17 protein-coding genes and 1 pseudogene are annotated in these 19,447 nt (G+C 46.0%); 14 read left to right on the forward strand and 4 right to left on the reverse strand.

All coding sequences use genetic code 11. The features are described from left to right. The 6 genes and pseudogenes from CIK04_RS33170 to CIK04_RS04980 all read left to right on the forward strand — a co-directional run. Nucleotides 1-234: pseudogene (locus tag CIK04_RS33170) on the forward strand (hypothetical protein); the annotation flags it as partial. 94 nt (nt 235-328) lie between these two features. Beyond that, nucleotides 329-1,069, forward strand: coding sequence for a hypothetical protein (locus CIK04_RS04960; RefSeq protein WP_097352101.1), 741 nt, complete (start codon nt 329-331; stop codon nt 1,067-1,069). 540 nt (nt 1,070-1,609) lie between these two features. Further along, the gene (gene pnp / locus CIK04_RS04965) at nt 1,610-3,736 is read left to right on the forward strand and encodes a polyribonucleotide nucleotidyltransferase (RefSeq protein ID WP_011079626.1); all 2,127 of its coding nucleotides are present in this window, start codon (nt 1,610-1,612) and stop codon (nt 3,734-3,736) included. A 120-nt stretch (nt 3,737-3,856) separates the two neighbouring features. Further along, nucleotides 3,857-4,765: a lipoprotein NlpI gene (nlpI, locus tag CIK04_RS04970; RefSeq protein WP_017419795.1), complete on the forward strand. Its 909-nt coding sequence runs from the start codon at nt 3,857-3,859 to the stop codon at nt 4,763-4,765. A gap of 180 nt (nt 4,766-4,945) precedes the next feature. Next, nucleotides 4,946-5,359: a MarR family winged helix-turn-helix transcriptional regulator gene (locus tag CIK04_RS04975; RefSeq protein ID WP_038969157.1), complete on the forward strand. Its 414-nt coding sequence runs from the start codon at nt 4,946-4,948 to the stop codon at nt 5,357-5,359. A 30-nt stretch (nt 5,360-5,389) separates the two neighbouring features. Continuing rightward, complete coding sequence (locus CIK04_RS04980) at nt 5,390-6,721, forward strand: MATE family efflux transporter (RefSeq protein ID WP_128824596.1); 1,332 nt, start codon at nt 5,390-5,392, stop codon at nt 6,719-6,721. Nucleotides 6,722-6,811: 90 nt separating this feature from the next. Here the strand turns inward: CIK04_RS04980 and CIK04_RS04985 are convergent, their stop codons facing one another. From CIK04_RS04985 to CIK04_RS04995, 3 genes are all read right to left on the reverse strand, one after another. Continuing rightward, nucleotides 6,812-7,717 carry a U32 family peptidase gene (locus CIK04_RS04985; protein WP_017789933.1) on the reverse strand — a complete coding sequence of 302 codons (906 nt, stop codon included), beginning with the start codon at nt 7,715-7,717 and terminating at the stop codon, nt 6,812-6,814. Continuing rightward, nucleotides 7,708-8,721 carry a peptidase U32 family protein gene (locus tag CIK04_RS04990; RefSeq protein WP_011151067.1) on the reverse strand — a complete coding sequence of 338 codons (1,014 nt, stop codon included), beginning with the start codon at nt 8,719-8,721 and terminating at the stop codon, nt 7,708-7,710. The genes CIK04_RS04985 and CIK04_RS04990 overlap by 10 nt, the downstream gene beginning before the upstream one ends. Before the next feature lie 126 nt (nt 8,722-8,847). Further along, nucleotides 8,848-10,887: a bifunctional diguanylate cyclase/phosphodiesterase gene (locus tag CIK04_RS04995; RefSeq protein ID WP_011151066.1), complete on the reverse strand. Its 2,040-nt coding sequence runs from the start codon at nt 10,885-10,887 to the stop codon at nt 8,848-8,850. Nucleotides 10,888-11,154: 267 nt separating this feature from the next. Here CIK04_RS04995 and CIK04_RS05000 point away from each other — a divergent pair, with 267 nt between their 5' ends. The 4 genes from CIK04_RS05000 (at nt 11,155) to rimI (ending at nt 13,171) form a co-directional block, all read left to right on the forward strand. Further along, a complete protein-coding gene (locus tag CIK04_RS05000; RefSeq protein WP_011079633.1) occupies nt 11,155-11,682 on the forward strand; it encodes an SCP2 domain-containing protein in 528 nt (175 codons plus the stop codon). Then, complete coding sequence (locus CIK04_RS05005) at nt 11,666-12,169, forward strand: GNAT family N-acetyltransferase (protein WP_011079634.1); 504 nt, start codon at nt 11,666-11,668, stop codon at nt 12,167-12,169. The genes CIK04_RS05000 and CIK04_RS05005 overlap by 17 nt, the downstream gene beginning before the upstream one ends. Nucleotides 12,170-12,310: 141 nt before the next feature. Beyond that, complete coding sequence (locus CIK04_RS05010; RefSeq protein ID WP_045613988.1) at nt 12,311-12,712, forward strand: DNA polymerase III subunit psi; 402 nt, start codon at nt 12,311-12,313, stop codon at nt 12,710-12,712. A gap of 6 nt (nt 12,713-12,718) precedes the next feature. Further along, the gene (gene rimI / locus CIK04_RS05015) at nt 12,719-13,171 is read left to right on the forward strand and encodes a ribosomal protein S18-alanine N-acetyltransferase (RefSeq protein ID WP_011079636.1); all 453 of its coding nucleotides are present in this window, start codon (nt 12,719-12,721) and stop codon (nt 13,169-13,171) included. Here rimI and CIK04_RS05020 read toward each other — a convergent pair. Then, nucleotides 13,143-15,206 (reverse strand): bifunctional diguanylate cyclase/phosphodiesterase, encoded by a 2,064-nt coding sequence (locus CIK04_RS05020; protein WP_097352103.1) that lies wholly within the window; start codon nt 15,204-15,206, stop codon nt 13,143-13,145. The genes rimI and CIK04_RS05020 overlap by 29 nt on opposite strands. A gap of 286 nt (nt 15,207-15,492) precedes the next feature. On the opposite strand from CIK04_RS05020, the gene CIK04_RS05025 reads away from it, so the two are divergent. The 4 genes from CIK04_RS05025 to CIK04_RS05035 all read left to right on the forward strand — a co-directional run bounded on the left by CIK04_RS05025 (nt 15,493) and on the right by CIK04_RS05035 (nt 19,355). Then, nucleotides 15,493-16,581, forward strand: a complete 1,089-nt coding sequence (locus CIK04_RS05025) for a GGDEF domain-containing protein (protein ID WP_097352104.1) — start codon at nt 15,493-15,495, stop codon at nt 16,579-16,581. A gap of 132 nt (nt 16,582-16,713) precedes the next feature. Further along, nucleotides 16,714-18,303: a peptide chain release factor 3 gene (gene prfC / locus CIK04_RS05030; RefSeq protein WP_017419803.1), complete on the forward strand. Its 1,590-nt coding sequence runs from the start codon at nt 16,714-16,716 to the stop codon at nt 18,301-18,303. Nucleotides 18,304-18,433: 130 nt separating this feature from the next. Further along, a complete protein-coding gene (locus tag CIK04_RS32695; protein WP_157839697.1) occupies nt 18,434-18,571 on the forward strand; it encodes a DUF5363 family protein in 138 nt (45 codons plus the stop codon). Further along, nucleotides 18,558-19,355: a TatD family hydrolase gene (locus tag CIK04_RS05035; protein WP_176463286.1), complete on the forward strand. Its 798-nt coding sequence runs from the start codon at nt 18,558-18,560 to the stop codon at nt 19,353-19,355. The genes CIK04_RS32695 and CIK04_RS05035 overlap by 14 nt, the downstream gene beginning before the upstream one ends. The last annotated feature ends 92 nt before the right edge of the window (nt 19,356-19,447 follow it).

The following is a 19,447-nucleotide window of genomic DNA, read 5'->3' on the forward strand; positions in this document are numbered from 1 at the left end:
CCGAGTAGCTTTCGTGTTCGGTATCAACATAGTCGCCAGCAGGTTGCATTAAACCCTAGGTTTGAGTTGGAAATGCAGGAGATCGGAGCATGGGAGATGACATCACCTCCGGGTATACATATAGAYAAATCTGATCTTTATAAGTTGTTTTATTATCTTAAAAAGGAGTTTGACGTGATTGATATAAAAGAAGCCAATAGCTTTAAAGAACTTAAACTTGAATATTTAAATTAAAAGATATATTTTACATTTCTAAGTGGGTTTAAGTTTTTATGGATATGGATATGGATATGGATATGGATATGGATATGGATATGGATGAGATGAGATGAGTTTTTACTCATTAGATGAGCAGGCGATAAAGCAAGAGATTGCTTATAAAAAAGAAAGGCTCTCTACAGAAGATATATTATTTTCTTGGGTTTGTACGCCTAAGAGATTGTTTGGTGAGGAAGTTCTAGTTTTTGGTATGATGATCATACCTTCGCTAATCGTTGCCTTATTAGTGCCACCAACTATTGAAGATTTTGTAGTTTGGTTTGGTATTACTGTAGTTATGGTTTTACTTGGCCTCTATTTGAGGTTTACTGAGTTTCAACCTAAAACGTATTGTTACGAACTCACTAAAGTCGGAATTCGATATGCGATAGAAGAGAATGTACATGAGAACTTTTACAAGTTTTCTCGTGCAGGTGGTAAATTAGCGGCTTTTATCAGTGTTGTTGCGGTTATATTTTTAGGACCACTTGCATTAGTTGGTGCGGGTGCGGGGTTACTTCACGCGAGAGCCATGTCTAATCATAGAAAAAGGACAGAATACGAGGAGTATATTATTCCGAGTAGCTTTCGTGTTCGGTATCAACATAGTCGCCAGCAGGTTGCATTAAACCCTAGGTTTGAGTTGGAAATGCAGGAGATCGGAGCATGGGAGATGACATCACCTCCGGGTATACATATAGACAAATCTGATCTTTATAAGTTGTTTTATTATCTTAAAAAAGAGTTTGACGTGATTGATATAAAAGAAGTCAATAGCTTTAAAGAACTTAAACTTGAATATTTAAATTAAACGATATGTTTCTATGTTCTACATTTGCGATAGGCTTTTGAGTTTTTTATGGACATGGATGAGATGGATTTTTACTCATTGAATGAGCGGGCCATTAAGCGATAGATTGATTATAAGAATGAAGAGATATCCAAAGCTGATGTGTTGTTATCGTTGGTGACACTTCTGTGCCTGAAGCCGAAGTTACGTCGATATCCGAATATTGATGACTCATGAAATTATGTATCTTTGACGCCTGGCCCATCATCTAGTTGGCAAGTTGTCCGTTTTTTAGTCTCCTACTTTGCTAGTTCTCTCAATGATGTCCGACAATCTTGACCTACCGAATAGCGTGTAGGTATGAAGTGGTTTATACTACCCCGCGTCTCAACCTTCGTTGTTGAGCATTTACACCTCAATGCATTGCCGTCAGTCTGTCGACCAATAGGTCGCGACTATTCCAAATAGCTTGCTGTCAGGCTCTTTGCACTAGTCGCGATATGCAATGTTTTGAGACCTAATACCAACGTCCGAATTTATTTTCGGCAACAAGGAATAACAATGTTCGAAAAACCAGTTGTTAAAACGTTCCAGTACGGTAACCACACGGTTACTCTAGAAACTGGCGTTATCGCACGTCAAGCAACCGCTGCTGTTATGGTTACTATGGATGACACTGCAGTATTTGTTTCTGTTGTCGGTAAGAAAGAAGCAGTTCCAGGTCAGGACTTCTTCCCTCTAACCGTAAACTACCAAGAGCGTACTTACGCTGCAGGTAAAATCCCAGGTGGTTTCTTCAAGCGTGAAGGCCGTCCTTCTGAAGGTGAAACGCTGACTGCTCGTCTAATCGACCGCCCAATTCGTCCTCTATTCCCTGAGGGTTTTAATAACGAAGTACAAGTTATCGCAACGGTAGTGTCTGTTAACCCAGACGTACAGCCAGATATCCCAACAATGATTGGTACATCTGCAGCGCTTGCTATCTCTGGTATCCCATTTAACGGTCCTATCGGCGCGGCACGTGTTGGTCACATTGACGGTCAACTCGTACTAAACCCAAGCAACACTGAACTAAACGCATCTCGTCTAGATCTTGTTGTTGCGGGTACTGAATCTGCAGTGCTAATGGTTGAGTCAGAAGCTGACAACCTTACTGAAGAAGAAATGCTATCTGCAGTGGTATTTGGTCACGACCAACAACAAGCAGTGATCAAAGCAATCAACGAATTCGCAGCAGAAGTTGCGACGCCATCTTGGAACTGGGTTGCTCCTGAAGCGAACACAGCTCTTAACGAGAAAGTGGCTGATCTAGCAGAAGCGAAACTTGTTGAAGCTTACAAAATTACTGAAAAGATGGCTCGTTACGACCGTATCCATGAGATTGCGGCAGAAGTTAATGCAGTTATCCTTGCTGAAGATCCAGAAGCAGATGCAAAAGAAATTCACACTATCTTCCACGATCTTGAGAAGACTGTTGTGCGTCGTAGCATCATTGCTGGCAACCCACGTATCGATGGCCGTGAAAAAGACATGGTTCGTGCACTAGATGTACGTACTGGCGTTCTTCCACGTACTCACGGTTCTTCACTATTCACTCGTGGTGAGACTCAGGCGCTCGTAACGGCGACGCTAGGTACTCAACGTGATGCGCAAATCATCGACGAGCTAACGGGTGAGAAGAAAGATTACTTCCTACTACACTACAACTTCCCTCCATACTGTGTAGGCGAAACGGGTTTTGTAGGTTCTCCGAAGCGTCGTGAAATCGGTCACGGTAAACTTGCGAAGCGTGGTATTGCTGCAGTAATGCCATCAATTGATGAGTTCCCATACACAGTACGTGTTGTTTCAGAAATCACAGAATCTAACGGTTCATCTTCAATGGCTTCTGTATGTGGTACTTCTCTAGCGCTTATGGACGCTGGTGTGCCAATCAAGGCTTCTGTTGCTGGTATCGCAATGGGGCTGGTTAAAGAAGGCGACGATTTTGTTGTTCTTTCAGATATCCTTGGTGACGAAGACCACCTAGGTGACATGGACTTTAAAGTTGCAGGTACTTCTACTGGTATCACTGCACTTCAAATGGACATCAAGATCGAAGGTATCACGAAAGAGATCATGCAAATTGCGCTTAACCAAGCTCAAGGCGCGCGTAAGCACATCCTATCTGTAATGGATCAAGCTATCTCTGGTGCTCGTGACGATATCTCTGAGTTCGCTCCTCGCATCCACACGATGAAGATCAGCGCAGACAAGATCAAAGACGTTATCGGTAAAGGCGGTGCAGTGATCCGTGCTCTAACTGAAGAGACAGGCACAACCATCGAAATCGAAGACGACGGTACCATCAAGATTGCAGCAACCGAAGGTGCAGCGGCAAAAGAAGCGATTCGTCGTATTCAAGAGATCACCGCTGAAGTGGAAGTGGGCGTAATCTACACGGGTAAAGTTGCTCGCCTAGCAGATTTTGGTGCGTTCGTAACGATTCTTCCTGGTAAAGATGGTCTTGTTCACATTTCTCAAATCGCTGACAAGCGTGTAGAGAAAGTGTCTGACTACCTAACTGAAGGCCAAGAAGTTCAAGTTAAAGTGCTTGAAATCGACCGCCAAGGCCGCGTTCGTCTAAGTATGAAAGAAGCGGTAGAAAAGCCAGTTGAAGCAGAAGCGCCAGCGGCAGAAGAAGAGTAATCTTCACGTTGACACATACTTGTCTAGGGCTTTTCTCGCTTAAAAGCCTGAAAGCATGTTATAAAGGGGAGCATTGAGCTCCCCTTTTTATTTTCGCAGTCTTCACAGGAGTGCCTTTTAGTGAAATGGTTTCAAACCGTTAGTCTGTGCATCGCGTTAGCGACAACAGGCTGTGCATCAACCACCAGTGGCAACAAGAGTCAGTGGGTGTATCCGCCAATGGCAGTGCCATTGCAGGCGAGTGTTCAGCAAGAGGTGCAAATTGCGCGTTTGTCACAATTGCTGCAACGCACTGATCTCAGCGATGAAGTTCGTGCGAAAATGCATTACGAACGTGGTAACTACTATGACAGTGTCGGTTTGCGTGATTTAGCCAGACTCGATTTTAATCAGTCTCTGCAGTTAAATCCTGCACAGCCAGATATTTTTAATTTATTGGGCGTCTATTTCACACAAGTGGGTGAATATGATGCCGCTTACGAAGCATTCGACTCAACGTTAGAGCTCGACCCAAGTAATAGTTATGCAGAGCGTAATCGTGCTATCGCACTTTATTACGGCGGCCGTTTGGATCTGGCGAAAGAAGAGATGCAGAAGCATTATCAAGATGATCCGCAAGATCCGTTTCGCGTGCTTTGGCTCTACATCATTGAATCGGATCTCGATCCTGTTCAAGCCAAGGCGGATTTACTGACTCGCTATCAACAGCGCAGTGAAGAGTGGGGATGGGTGTTGGTTGCGTTAATGGGCGAGCAAGTGTCTGAGGAGCAAGCGTTCAAAGCGATCATTGATGCATCTCGTGAAAACGTGCTACTGGCGCAGCGTTTAACCGAAGTCTATTTCTATCTTGCCAAGCGCTACCAGCAGAAAGGTGACTTTGCCAATGCGATCTCTTTGTATAAGTTAGCGATCTCTTTCAATGTTTATGAGTACGTTGAGCATCGCTACGCATTTTTAGAGCTTGGCAATATCTATCAGCAGCTTCAGTCAGAACGTCTTGCAAAAGCTCAGGCGAAAACTACACCTTAGACCAGCAAGAGCGTCATCCCGAACAATAGAAACCCTCGACATCGATGATGATCGAGGGTTTCTTTCCTTTCCAGCCTATTCACGGTGAATAAAAGTGTACTCGGTTTGTTTTAGTGGATTGCTAATTTCAATAACAAGATTAAAATAGTTAGCCTTGCTAACTATTTTAATGGTTGAATAATGAGCCTCAGCACCCATCTCGAAAAAATGGAGCGCTTTGCGGCAAAAGTGTGGCGAAAGCACAGCAAAGACGATCCTATCTTGCAGTTGAGTTTTAGTGAATATGACTACCTGAAAGTGATTCAAAATGCGCAAGAACCGATACGTATCACGGATCTTGCGTTGGAAATGGAAGTGTCTAAACCTTCTGCGACCAATATGGTGACGCGTTTAGAGCGAAAAGGATTGGTGAGCCGAGCTCATTGTCTGCATGATGCAAGAGTGAAGCGTGTGGCGCTGACAGAGAAAGCGATGCACTATTTAGCACAGGAAGCGATGGTTTACCGCATATTGGCTGAGCAAGTCGCAGGGCAGTTGAGTGATGAAGAGCAGCAACAGCTCGTCTCATTGCTCAGTAAAGCACTTACGTTTTAGTTTCTTAGAATCGATGTCGAGCTTTCATTGATGAATACGTCTATTTATCGCCAATTTTGGCGCTATACCATACCCACTATTGCCGCCATGCTTGTGAACGGCTTATATCAAGTGGTGGATGGTATTTTTATTGGCCATTATGTTGGTGCAGCAGGGCTTGCAGGGATTAATGTGGCATGGCCACTGATTGGCTCCATTTTGGGTATCGGTTTAATGGTGGGAGTAGGAACTGGCGCGCTGGCTTCTATCCGACTTGGTGAGAAGCAACCGCAAAAAGCGCAAGCCGTGTTGTCGACGGGCCTGGTGTTGTTGCTGTTGATGAGCCCAGTGGTGTCGATTTTGCTCGGGTGTTTTGCGGATGACTTTCTGCGTTTGCAAGGCGCGGAAGGTGAGGTGTTCCAGCTTGGCTTACAATATCTCGACGTATTGGTGTTTTCTTGCTTGTTCACCTTGGGCTCGATCGCCATGCCGATTTTGCTGCGCAATGATGGCAGCCCCAATTTGGCAACGATGCTGATGGTGTTGGGAGCGATCACCAATATCGTTCTCGATTACCTATTTATCGGCCTATTGCAGTGGCAGTTAACGGGAGCAGCAATCGCCACAGCATTGGCTCAAATGGTAGTGCTACTGGTAGGGCTCAGTTACTTTTTTTCACGCAAAGCCAAACTGCGTTTGTCGAAGAGCAACTTCTCGTTTCAATGGCGTTTGTTGCCACAAATTTTCGCTATCGGGACATCGAGCTTCTTTATGTACGCCTATGGCTCCATGATGGTGGCGCTGCACAATAGTTTGTTGCTGAGCTATGGTAGCCCTGTGTTGGTGGGGGCTTATGCGATTCTTGGTTACATCATCGTTGTCTATTATTTGATTGCAGAAGGGATTGCCAATGGTATGCAGCCGTTGGCGAGTTTCTATCATGGGGCTGGGCACAGTGACCATATCAAAAAGTTACTCAAAATTGCGATGAGCTCTGCGGTGCTGACGGGCATGGTGTTTATTGGTTTATTGAATCTATTCCCTGAGCAAGTGGTGGCGGTGTTTAATGCGAACGACGCTGAACTGACTCAGCACACCATTACGGGAATACGACTCCATATGTTTGCCATGTTTTTAGATGGCTTTCTGGTGGTGACAGCGGCCTACTATCAATCGGTGAACCGTGGTGGAAAGGCGTTGTTCGTCAGTATTGGCAACATGATGGTGCAACTGCCGTTTCTCTTCATTATGCCTAAATTGCTCGGTATTACTGGGGTTTGGCTGGCTTTCCCATTGTCAAATATTGCACTGACCTTAGTGGTGGCGGTTATGCTATGGCGCGATATCAAACGAATGCCTAAAAATCAGTGGGTTGAAGCGTAGGTATATGGAAGAACATGGAAGAGTAGGGAAATAGAGCGATAAGATAGCAAAGAGGGCGCAAGCCCTCTTTGTTGTTGGAGCGGGATAAACCTAGAGATTTTTCACCTCTAGGCCTGCAATTTGGTGCCAGTAGCCATTGCATTGACGATCTTCGATTTGGCGCGGCTGTGCACCTTGTTCGTTGGCGCGAAATTGATCTACGGTCGTAAATGTTTCTAGCCCCAATGGGCTGACACGCACCACATCCACCAATCCTTGCATGGCAGGGAGATCATTAATCAGGTTGTAGCAGTAACCGGATTGCGTCTGGATGCCATTGAGATTGAATACCGCTTGGCCTTCTTGGCTGTGCACTTGAATGCCCGTTGGGTATTTGATGCAGCAGGTTTCACAGTCGTCTTTGGCTTTGTTTTCTGCGCGGGCGGTAAAGCAGCGCGCGGAATACGCGAGTGGCAGATAGCCATGGCTAAAGACTTCTACTTCAAACTGGTTGCGAATGCCCACTTCATCGCATTGGGTCAATACATTTTGCAACCATTCTCGAGACAACTCGACAGGCATGCACCAACGAATCATCCCTTGTTTAAGAAACAATTTGAGCGTGTGCGCATTGTATGTATTGACTGCTGGGCCAACAACAAAGGGAACACGCTTTTCAAACGCCAGCTGAATAGCGGATACGTCGTTCGCTTCAATGGCAAAGTCACCGTTGTCGATGTACTTTTTCATCACGTTGACTTCGCTTGGGGCTTCGAGCAGTGCCATGGTAGAAAGTACAACTTGTTTGCCTGCAGCGGAAAGCTCTTTCGCTAACTCAAACCAGTGCGCAGGTTTCATTTCACGGCGTTTAGAGCAGACCGATTCCCCCAAATAGATGATGTCGGCAGAGCTGTTTTTCGCTTGATGGTAAAAGTCTTCAACGTTCTGTTTGGGCCAGAAGTAAAGTAGCGGACCGAGTGAGTATTTCATCTTGTTTCCTTGAATCCTTATTGCCATTGACGATGATAAGCACCGAGCGTGGTTTGTGTCCCTTCTGAGACGTTCGCCAGTGCGGCATTCCAAGCCTCTTCCACTTGGTAGGCTTGCGGATTCGCTTGGTAACGATCAATCGCCGCTCGCCAAGTTCGGGTCACTTGTTCTACATAGGCGGGGCTACGCTGACGGCCTTCGATTTTTACCGAGGCGACATTCGCGGCAAACAGTTCAGGCAGCAACGACAGCGTGTTGAGGCTGGTTGGCTCTTCTAGTGCGTGGTAGCGTTTGGATTCCCCCTCTATGTGGGCATCAAAGCGGCCTTTACATAGCGTCGGATAGCCTGCGTTTTCACCATGGCCATACTTGTCGATTAAAATGTTGTTGAGACGTGACTCTAACCCCGTTGGAGTTTCTTGCCAGCGCACATATTTGGCGGGTGAGCAAGCACCGACGGTATTGGGAGACTCTCCCGTTAAATAGGAAGACAAGTAGCAGCGGCCTTCTGACATGATGCACAAGCTACCAAAGGCAAATACCTCCAACTCGACCCCTTGTGGGATATTGCGTGACAGTTGCTTCACTTGATGAATCGACAGCACGCGAGGCAGTACAACGCGTTTAACATTGAAATTCTGCTGATAAAACTCGACGGCAGCAACATTGGTTGCCGAGGCTTGAACCGATAAATGCAGTTCAAGGTGCGGGTATTTTCGTGCGGCATATTCTAACACTGCGATGTCGGCAACGATCAGAGCATCGATACCCAATGCCGCCGCCATATCGACCGCATTTGTCCAACGCTCAAAGCCATCGGGATGCGCAAATGTGTTCAAGGCGACGTGAATTTTTTTCTGGTGATCGTGGACGTATTGAACCGCTTTCTCGAGTTTTTTCCCGCTGAAGTTCAGTCCAGCGAAATGACGGGCATTTGTATCATCTTTAAAGCCGATATACACCGCATCGGCACCGCAGTCGATGGCGGTTTTTAGAGCAGGAAGATTACCTGCTGGACAAAGGAGTTCCATATGCTCACTACAAATTGAGACGAAAAGGGTGTGGGCATTTTATGAAGGAATATGAATAGCAGAATTGATGTAAGTTAGGTTTGACGCAATAAATTGAGATTTACCTCTTTTGGAGAGGGGAGAAGGTCAGTTTTTATGGCGACGATTTTGTGCAAACAGTTCTTCTATTTCATGTTTAGGCTGAGGGCGATGGAAATGGAACCCCTGAATCGAGTGGCAGCGCAAATTCGACAGGAGTGCCGCTTGCTGATGAGTTTCTACCCCTTCGGCCACCACGGTGAGATTGAGAGATTTGCCGAGATTAATGATGTTTTCAATCACCGTGACCTGCTTTGGTAAAACGTCAATGTCGTTGATAAACGCGCGGTCGATCTTCAGCTCATCAATCGGAAAGCGCGCTAAATATGCCAGTGAGGAATAACCGGTCCCAAAGTCATCGATGGAGAGTGAGAAGCCCAGTTTCTTAATCGCGTTGAGCATCTGAATGGTGTGGTCACTGTCACTCATTACCGCACTTTCGGTCAGCTCGAAGGTGATGCAGTTTGGGTCTAACTCTGTGGTTCGCAGGAGTTTTTCCATGAAGTCGATCAACTGAGGGTTGCCAAATTGTTCTGGCGATAAGTTAATCGCAACGCGACCCGGCAGAATTCCCTGGAGTTTCCAGCGTTTGACCGTGTTGAAGACATCACGCATGACCACACGACCTAAGTGCTCAATCAGACCTGCTTTTTCAGCGACAGGAATGAAGGCAGCAGGGCTAATGTATCCTTCGACAGGGTGCTTCCAGCGTACTAACGCTTCGGCGCCATTAATGCTGAAGTCACGCGCATTAACTTTTGGCTGATACCATACTTCAAGGCCATTTTGCTGTAGCGCTTTTTGCAGTTCGATCTCCAACCAGAGGCGCATACGCGCTTCTTTGTTCATCTGGTCGTTAAACTTGATGAGTCGGTTACGGCCACGATCTTTGGCTTCGTACATCGCGGTATCGGCATTTTGCAACAGTACGCGTGCATCTTGGCCATCTTCAGGATAACGAACACTGCCGATAGAACAGGCAAGGCGCTTGCTGAAATGGTGTAAATCAAATGGCTGATTAATTAAGGAGATGATGCGCTCAGAGAGCAACTCGGCCATGCGGTTGTTTTCTGGCTCTGGCAAGATCACGCCAAATTCATCACCGCCAAGATGGCCAATCACCGAGTGTTGTGGCAACAGGCGTTTCAGACGAGCTGCCACTTCAAGAATCACTTTGTCACCGATGTGGTGGCCTAGTGAGTCATTGATATTTTTGAAGTTATCGATATCGAGATAAAACAACAACAAGGGGGTTTGGCTCTTAATCAACTGCTCCAGACGTTTGGTAAAACCGAAGCGGTTGTAGAGCTTCGTCAGGGAATCGATATGAATATCATCGCTGTTTTTCACCGAAAGATGTTTTGGCGTTTCATCAGCATCTTGGATCAAGATGATTTGAGATTGGTTGCCTAGTACGGTGGTGAAATCTGCATGCAACTGAACGCGGCGCTCAAAGCCACAGCGTGCACTGGTCATACAGACAAACGCTTTTTCGGAAAGCAATGAGCAGAGTTTATGGCTAAACACCATCTTGCTCTTCTCATCCATAAATAATCGACTGAGCTCTTCACCAAGCAAGTCATGCTGCGAGTTGAAACCAAGCAGCCTAGCTGCAGCGGGGTTTGCAGAGAGAATGGTGTCTTCTTCTACCAGTAGTAAACCATCGGGCAGCAACTGCGTTAAACGAGAAAACTTGGTTTCTGACTCTTCTAGGGATTTGACGAGAATGTGTTTTTCAGAGGTATCAATCGCTTGAAAAAGGAGGTGAGAAATCTGTTCACCGCCTTCCACTGGGGACAAACTAAAATGCAAACTGGTTTCAAGATCGGTTTCATCTAGGGTGATTTCGGCCTCAATACTTTCACCGAGCAGAGCTCGGTCGTAGTAAGGCTTTAGCTTTTGGTAAAAGTTGTCACCTAAAATTTGCGCATCATTCATCCCTATTAGCTCTTCCTGAGCTAACCCCGCAACGTCGCAATAACGTTCATTCACCAAGCAATAGTTATGTTGCTTATCAAGAATAGCGAAGAAAAAAGGGCTATTAGAAGTCAGTTTATTAAACCAATGGTGCATTTGCTTGGAAGGCATCAAAGTACTACCCGTCTCCAGAGAGCGTAATTAATCGTCCATGTCATGAAATCGCTGAAACGCAATCACTATAACTGTGATAATAGCGTTATTAAAGGCTTTATCAGTACAAGTGTGACAATATTTCATTCAAGGTCAAAAAAACGTCGCTGATTGTTATTATTTTAAACAACGCGATATGAAATTGTTTTTTGACGCACAACAGTAATTCATCACATGCTATCAACTAAGATAGTCGCATTTATGACAAAGTAACGGAAAATAAGCGTGATAAACAAGATTCGCAGTCAACTAGTTCAAAATGCCGCATCAATTTTGCGATCTCCAGTCCAGTTATTGCCTCAAATTGTACATAAAAAAGTCTTGCTTGAAGGGCTCAAACTGGTCTTCAAAGAGGCTTTAGAAGATGGCGATTTTGAATTTTTGGAAGATAAGTGGTTGAAGGTAGAGGTGAAAGATCTCAAGCTGCATTGGTTCATAAGTTATCAAAATGATCAACTTGTTATTGCCGAACAGCCCGTTTCGGAAGATGTGTGCTTCTCAGGCAATTTAAATGACTTAGTGCTGATTGCTGGCAGAAAAGAAGATCCTGATACGCTATTTTTCCAACGTCGTTTGACGATTGAAGGCGATACCGAGCTTGGCCTAGAGGTTAAAAACCTAATGGACAGCGTTGATTTGGAGCAATTGCCAAAAGCCATGCAGTTGGCTCTAAATCAGTTAGCAGATTTTGTTCATAAAGGAGTACAATCGCCTCAAACACAAATTGGGGTAACAAATGCTTATTCGAACTGAAGCACCGGCAGATATATTGGTTATCGATAGTCTGCTAAAACAGGTATTTCCAACAGACGCGGAAGCCAACTTGGTCATGACACTAAGAGAGAATGGTCGTCTGACGCTGTCGTTGGTGGCTTGTACCGACGAAGGGGAAGTGGTTGGCCATGTCATGTTTACGCCGATGACGTTGAATGGCGAAGAAAATGGCTGGCAGGGGCTTGCGCCACTAGCGGTCAAAGCGGAATACCAAAAGCAAGGCATCGCCGCATCGTTAGTCAAAGAAGGATTAACTTCGCTGTTAGAGTTTGGCTATCCAGCGTGTTTTGTCTTGGGTGATCCTCAGTACTATCAGCGTTTTGGTTTTACTGCCGCCAGCGAGATGGGCTTTGAGTGCCAATGGCCAGTGCCAGAAGGTGCGTTTCAAGCCTTTGCCATGGCGGCGGGTGAGTTTGATGCCAAGCAAGGGCGAGTGGAATACGCGCCAGAGTTCGCTGCTCTTTGATGAAATCGGCTTAGTTGCTGATTCAATGAATGACCCTTAACTTAGGTACGTTATCCTAAGTTGAGGTGATTTCCTCAATCTCGTTATTACTTTCCTGGGCTTTTTTGTTAGTATGCCGCGGTATCTTTGAGTAACGAAACGATGACTGAAAACGAAAAGTTGTATTTACAGGAAATGGGCATTTCGCTTTGGCAATTGCATCATCCAGAACGGATGATGGGCTATGAAATGCCAACCTTCTCCCTGCCTGAAGAGTGCCAGTTACTGTTGATCGCACCGAGTTGCCCCATTTCGCAAACGGCACTATTTTTTGAAAAAGTGCTCAAAAGCCTGCAACTGGAATTGTCTCAAGCAAGGCACATTACCCCAGAGCAATTAAGCGCGCTCGAACCGCACTCTCTGCAATGGGTTTGGTTTGCGGGCTGTCCTGTTCAACCTCTTCCTATGGTAACCAAAGTGCTCCAATCGCCAGAGTTGGCTCAAATTGATGGTCATAATGAGCATCGTCGTGCGCTGTGGCAACAGATCCGTTCTTATGAGTAATCCAATATGAGTTGTATGATCGTCCCTATGTCTCAGGAGCACCTTGAGGCTGTTTACCATATTGAAGGTCGTGCACATTCGCACCCCTGGGCAGAGAGCCTGGTGAAGGATCTCTCCAGTCGCGGTGCGATGCATCGTGTATTGCTGGTGGATGGCGAAGTCGTCGGCTATTTCTATGCGCAAAATATCGTTGGCGAACTCACCTTACTTAACATCGCAGTTTGCCCCAAACAACAAGGCAAAGGCTATGGCCGCCAGTTGTTAGACGCATTTATTGATGAAGGTGAAGCGGCAAACGCGGAAAGTGCGTGGCTAGAAGTGCGTGAGAGCAATGTGAACGCCATTCATCTCTATCAAGAGATGGGGTTTAACGAAGTGGATCGTCGCCGCAATTACTATCCTACTCAGTCAGGGAAGGAAGACGCGATCATTATGAGTTACTTATTTGGTTGCTTTTAACTTTGCTTGCATGACTGCCTTGGTGCTGACGACTTTCACGTAATTTCTGCGTGATCATCTCCACAGGGAGCGGTTTGCCAAAGAGATACCCCTGGAATTGTTCACAACCGAGTTCGACCAGCGTGTTGAACTCTTCTTCTGTTTCTACCCCTTCGGCGATGACTTCTAAACTCAAGCGCTCAGCAATCATAATGATGGTTGAAACAATGGCTTGATCGCTTTGATCAAGATGCAACTGAGTGACAAAGGAGCGGTCAATTTTCAGTACATCCACTGCCAGATGTTTGAGATAGCGGAGTGAGGAATAACCGGTGCCAAAATCATCGATCGAGATTTTGAGATCCAGTTCTTTCAGCTCTGCCATTTTATTGATCGCGCTTTCGACGTTTTCCAATAGCAAGCTCTCAGTGATCTCCAATTCAATATGCTCACCCGTGATATTGGCTTGTTTCAATGCATGAGTGATGTGTTCGACAAAGGCATTTTTAGAGAACTGCAATGGGCTGATGTTGATGGCAAGTCGATGGAACGTTTCAGGCAAAACTTGTTCTTTTTTCCACTGAGCGTATTGAAAACACGCTTGCTCAATAATCCAATCACCAATTTGCAGAATTTGCCCCGTTTCCTCTGCTATGGGCATAAAGACTCCGGGAGGAAGCACGCCTTTTTCTGGATGGTTCCAACGGATGAGGGCTTCCACTCCGATGATTTGTTGCTGCGCGTTGACCTGAGGTTGGTAGTAAAGCTCAAGTTGCCCTTTGTGCAGTGCTTCATGCAGGCCTTTCTCTATCTCCAAAAAAGACTCCACTTGCGCCTGCATTTCTGGCTCATAAAACATGTATTTATTGCGTCCGGCGACTTTGGCGCGATAGAGCGCCGTATCGGCCTGACGAAGCACATCAATGCTCGAGATGCCTTTGTCGGCAAACGTGGAAATACCGATACTGACCGTGCAATACAGTTGGTGATCGTCAATGGAATAAGGGTTTGAGATTAAGGTTAGTAACTGCTTTGCTTTGTTGGCGGCATCTTCCTTACTGAGTTTCGGGATCAAAATGGCGAACTCATCCCCACCGATGCGCGCGGCTATTTCTCCGGGGTGTAGCCATGCTTCTAGACGTTTCGCAATGGTGCGCATTAAGTTGTCGCCAATGGTATGCCCTAGGGAGTCGTTAATGGTTTTGAAACGGTCGAGGTCGAGATAAAACAGCACTCCTGGATATTGCTCGCTTTGTGATTCTTTAAGAGTTTCATTGAGGCTTTTGAGCAGCAAGCTGCGGTTGGCTAAGCCTGTCAAGGTATCGAAGTAAGCCAATTGGTTGAGTTGGCTTTCTGCTGCCGCGCGCGCTTGCCAGAGATTGTGAAATGAAAGCGCGAGGCGACCCAGTTCGTCATTGTTGTTACCGGGGGGCAGTTCCAAGGCGTTTTTTCGATTTTGCAGCGAATTCACCCAATTAATCAGCGTAATAATTGGCTTTGATAACTTAAAGTAAAAGAAAAACAACAAGATAGAAGTCAGTAATATATTGCGAAACAGATCGAACAAGACAATTCGAGTCGATTTCTTAATAAAAGCATCGGCGATGCTAGAGCCATCAACAGAGAAACTTAACTCACCAACAATTGCATTGGCGTTGGGTTGATGCAGCTCTGTTTTGTAAAACGGCTGAGCGGGAGTCAATATTTTAGACAACAACTGAGTCGTCAGGCTCTGAGAATCAATTTCACGATGCTTTTGGGTCAGCACATCACCAAAATCGTCGACAATTTTTACTCGGTAGATGGCATTGTCCATCATTAGGGTCGAGGCAACCTGCTCGGCGAGCAGATGGTTCAGATGATATGCCGCTTGACTGGCATTGGAATAGTTTTGCAGAAGCTTAAACTGGTAGTGCTCTTCAATACGGCGTTGCTCTTGGTGCAGGTCAGCCAAAATGTGGTACAAGCTGAAACACAGTCCCAAGACAACGGAAACCAGAAAAACGGTTCTGGCTTGCTTGAAAGCTAATGAATGCACTTTTTTGTTTCTAAGCATACTGATGACCGCAGTGAATTACTCTTTTAGTTATAGACGATATTTACCGTTTGGTTAATTCTCAACCTGAAATTAAGAATCAGTGCTGTTTCTCTAAGTTTGTGTCGAGTGTGCTGTATTATCATTGAGACAGAATGCAAACATCTCGGCTTTTTCGACGAGGAAACGGGATCACTTTGTATGCTTAATGATACTCGAGTAAATATTTATTGATACGTAATGTGAAATCTTGAAAGGAATTCGAGTGCATTACAACGTAAGTAGTGGGGATGTAGGATGGTGAACCATGATGAACTTGAACGAAAAACCTTTCAACGCCTCCAACGCTTTGCTGGATCCAAACAGCGCACAAAAAGTACTTCAATTAGTGGTGGTGTTAACGCTACTGACCTTTATTCCTCTCGCGATAAAGAATTTCTACCTTGGTCATTGGTATCTTGCGCTGCTGATGGTGGCCTTTGAGATCGGTTTTGTTATCGAAGTCGTCGGGGTTTGTTGCTTAAAACGAAGTGTGATTGGCCACCGTATCCCACTTGGCTTTTTGTTGGCTTCCATTGTTTGCAGTGTGGCCATTTTTGGTACATTGGCGACCTATTGGGTGTTTCCGATCATCATCGCTTTGGTGTTTATCATTCCTCACCATGATGCCATTGTGACTAATGTGCTGATGATTATTGGCTGCACTTGGGCTGCGGCGATGAAGCAAGACCTCGAGATTATGTATCGTTTTGCTATCGCCTTGGCGTTTTGCGCTGTCATTGCCCATTTTGCTGTGTGGTTGATTGTTCGGCTACAGAGCAAGCTGCGTTATCTCTCGACACGCGATGTCATGACAGGGGCACTGAATCGACATCAATTGGATCTGTTTTTGCAGCGAGCACTTGATGGCCACAAGCGATACACCGCTTCATCCATTGCAATCATCGATATTGATTTGTTTAAGCAGGTCAATGACCGTTATGGTCATGATGTTGGTGATGAGGTAATCAATTTAGTTGTCGAGACGATTCAGCACAATACGCGGGAAGTGGATCTGCTGTTTCGCTTAGGAGGCGATGAATTTCTGCTGCTGTTTGAAAACACTTCGGCCTCGTCAGCATTGTTGATTGTCAGCCATCTTTGCCAAAGAGTACGTAAGCAAGCCTATCCAAAGCACGCCAGTGTGACGCTGAGTGCAGGTATTGCGGAATGTCTGGAGGGGGATGATGTTGAGTCGTGGTTGAAGCGAGCTGATATTGCGCTGTATCAGAGCAAAGAGAATGGCCGGGATAGGGTGACACTCTCTGAGCCGCACAGCCTGCATCGTCACGCAAAAGAGGAGACTGATTGGCCCCCGTTTAGGCAAACGACAACGGGCGATCATGTCAGTCGTTAGGATCAAAGTTGCCGATTGGTCGAGAATAAGCGAGAATACCGCGCAAAATTGAATCTACTCAGGAATCTGGTTAGTCACCTCACATGACGTGCACCGATTTCCGGCTCAGATAAAACACAGAAGACCAGTTTCATGTCAAATGCTCCTTTTTTAAGCGAAGTGTCTAAACGTAGAACGTTCGCGATCATCTCGCACCCAGATGCGGGTAAAACAACTATCACAGAAAAAGTCCTGCTTTTCGGACGTGCGATTCAAACCGCAGGCACAGTAAAAGGTCGTGGTTCTAGCCAGCACGCTAAGTCTGACTGGATGGAAATGGAAAAAGAACGTGGTATCTCGGTGACAACATCGGTGATGCAGTTCCCGTACAACGATTGCTTAGTGAACCTACTCGATACTCCGGGGCACGAAGACTTCTCGGAAGATACTTACCGCACACTAACGGCGGTTGACTCGTGTTTGATGGTGATCGACGCCGCGAAAGGTGTTGAGGATCGTACTCGCAAGCTTATGGAAGTTACCCGTCTGCGTGATACGCCGATCGTGACCTTCATGAACAAATTGGACCGTGATATTCGCGATCCGATGGAACTGCTTGATGAAGTCGAGAGCGAGCTGAATATTGCTTGTGCGCCGGTTTCTTGGCCAATTGGCTGTGGTAAAGAGTTCAAAGGCGTTTATCACATCCATCGTGATGAGACCATTTTGTACTCAACGGGGCAGGGGCACACAATTCAAGAGCAGCGTATCATTAAAGGTCTTGATAACCCGGATTTGGATGCTGAGATTGGTGCAGATCTCGCTGAGCAACTGCGTGAAGAACTGGAACTGGTTCTTGGTGCGTCTCACGAGTTTGATCAAGAGATGTTCCTAAAGGGTGAATTGACTCCGGTATTCTTTGGTACAGCATTAGGTAACTTTGGTGTTGACCACATGCTTGATGGTTTGACGGACTGGGCGCCAGCGCCGCTACCGCGCCAAGCCAATGAACGTGAAGTGGAAGCCACTGAAGACAAGTTCAGCGGTTTCGTCTTTAAGATTCAGGCGAATATGGATCCTAAGCACCGCGACCGTATCGCGTTTATGCGTATTGTGTCGGGCACGTATACTCAAGGCATGAAGATGAATCACGTTCGCTTGGGTAAACAAGTGAACATTTCTGATGCCGTGACCTTCATGGCGGGCGATCGTTCTCGCGCGGAAGCTGCGTATGCCGGTGACATCATTGGTTTGCATAACCATGGCACCATTCAAATTGGTGACACCTTTACACAAGGTGAATCGCTGAAGTTCTCTGGTATTCCAAACTTTGCGCCTGAGCTATTCCGTCGTATTCGCCTGCGCGATCCGCTGAAGCAAAAACAACTGTTAAAAGGTCTTGTTCAGCTTTCAGAAGAAGGTGCAGTACAGGTATTTCGTCCTCTGCAGAACAACGACTTGATCGTGGGCGCGGTCGGTGTGCTTCAGTTTGATGTTGTTGTGGCGCGTTTGAAGTCTGAATATAACGTTGAAGCGATTTACGAGAGTGTGAACGTAGCGACAGCGCGTTGGGTTGAGTGTGGTGATGCGAAGAAGCTAGATGAGTTCCAACGTAAGAACCAAACTAACCTAGCACTGGATGGTGGCGATAACTTAACGTACATTGCGCCAACCATGGTAAACCTCAATCTTGCGAAAGAGCGTTTCCCTGAAGTGGAATTCCGAGCGACTCGTGAACACTAATCACGCGAATGTGTGCGTTTGGTTCGCATAACCTGTTTGCTAAGAGCCCTAAGTTTGTCGCTTAGGGCTCTTTTTTATCTGCGGTAAAAGATGATAATGAAAGGGCAATCATCACAATAAGGAAGTGCACATGCAATGGTGGCGAAAGTGGTTAAAACGTTATGATGACTGGTGCAAAGAGATGGGATTAACACCTGAACAAAAGCGCAGTTGTGTACCATACAAAAAAGATCCGGCGCGAGAAAAGAAAAGCGATGAAACTGTTTGATACGCATTGCCACCTCGATTTTGACGTTTTTGAACCAGCGCGCTCGCAGCATTTTCAAAGAGGGCTAGAGGCTGGTGTGGAACGTTTGTTACTGCCATCCGTTGGTCCCGATAACTGGCAAAAAGTAAAAACACTGGCGCAATGGTCTGCAATGCTCTCTGAGGAGGCTCAGCCAGAAATCTTTTACGCGTTGGGCTTTCATCCCTATTTTCTGACGTCGGATTATCAGCAAAAACAAAGTGCGCTCGTGGCTTTGTTGGACGAGCGTGACACGCGCTGCGTAGCCATTGGGGAATGCGGTTTGGATGATGGGGTTGAACAAGACGCTGCATTGCAAGAGCAGGCGTTGAACTACCAGCTCGATTTGGCCAAGCAGTATCAACTGCCGGTTATTTTACACAATCGACGATGTCACAATCGACTTATTCAATTAGTCAAAGCGGCTCGGCTGCCAAAAGGCGGCGTTATCCATGCGTTTTCTGGTAGCTATGAACAGGGAATGGAGTGGATACGTTTGGGTTTTTATCTTGGGGTCGGCGGAACCATTACCTACCCCAGAGCGAACAAAACGCGCCAAGCGATCAGTCGACTCCCTTTAGAAAAACTGCTGCTTGAAACCGATGCGCCAGATATGCCGATATTTGGCTTTCAAGGAAAGCTCAATACACCTGCTCAGATTATTCACCCACTAAATGAGTTGAGTGTGTTGCATAATCAAACAAAGCAAACGATTGCCTCTCAAATCTGGAAAAATAGCAATTCTCTGTTCTCTATCTGTGAATGAAATCTAAAAAACTTGTTTAAAGAGAGTTCCGTTCTGTATGTTATTGTGAGTTTACTCACAAATGGAGGTGAATTAGCGATGAATCTTATGGG

This window comes from Vibrio sp. 03_296 (assembly GCF_002265885.1).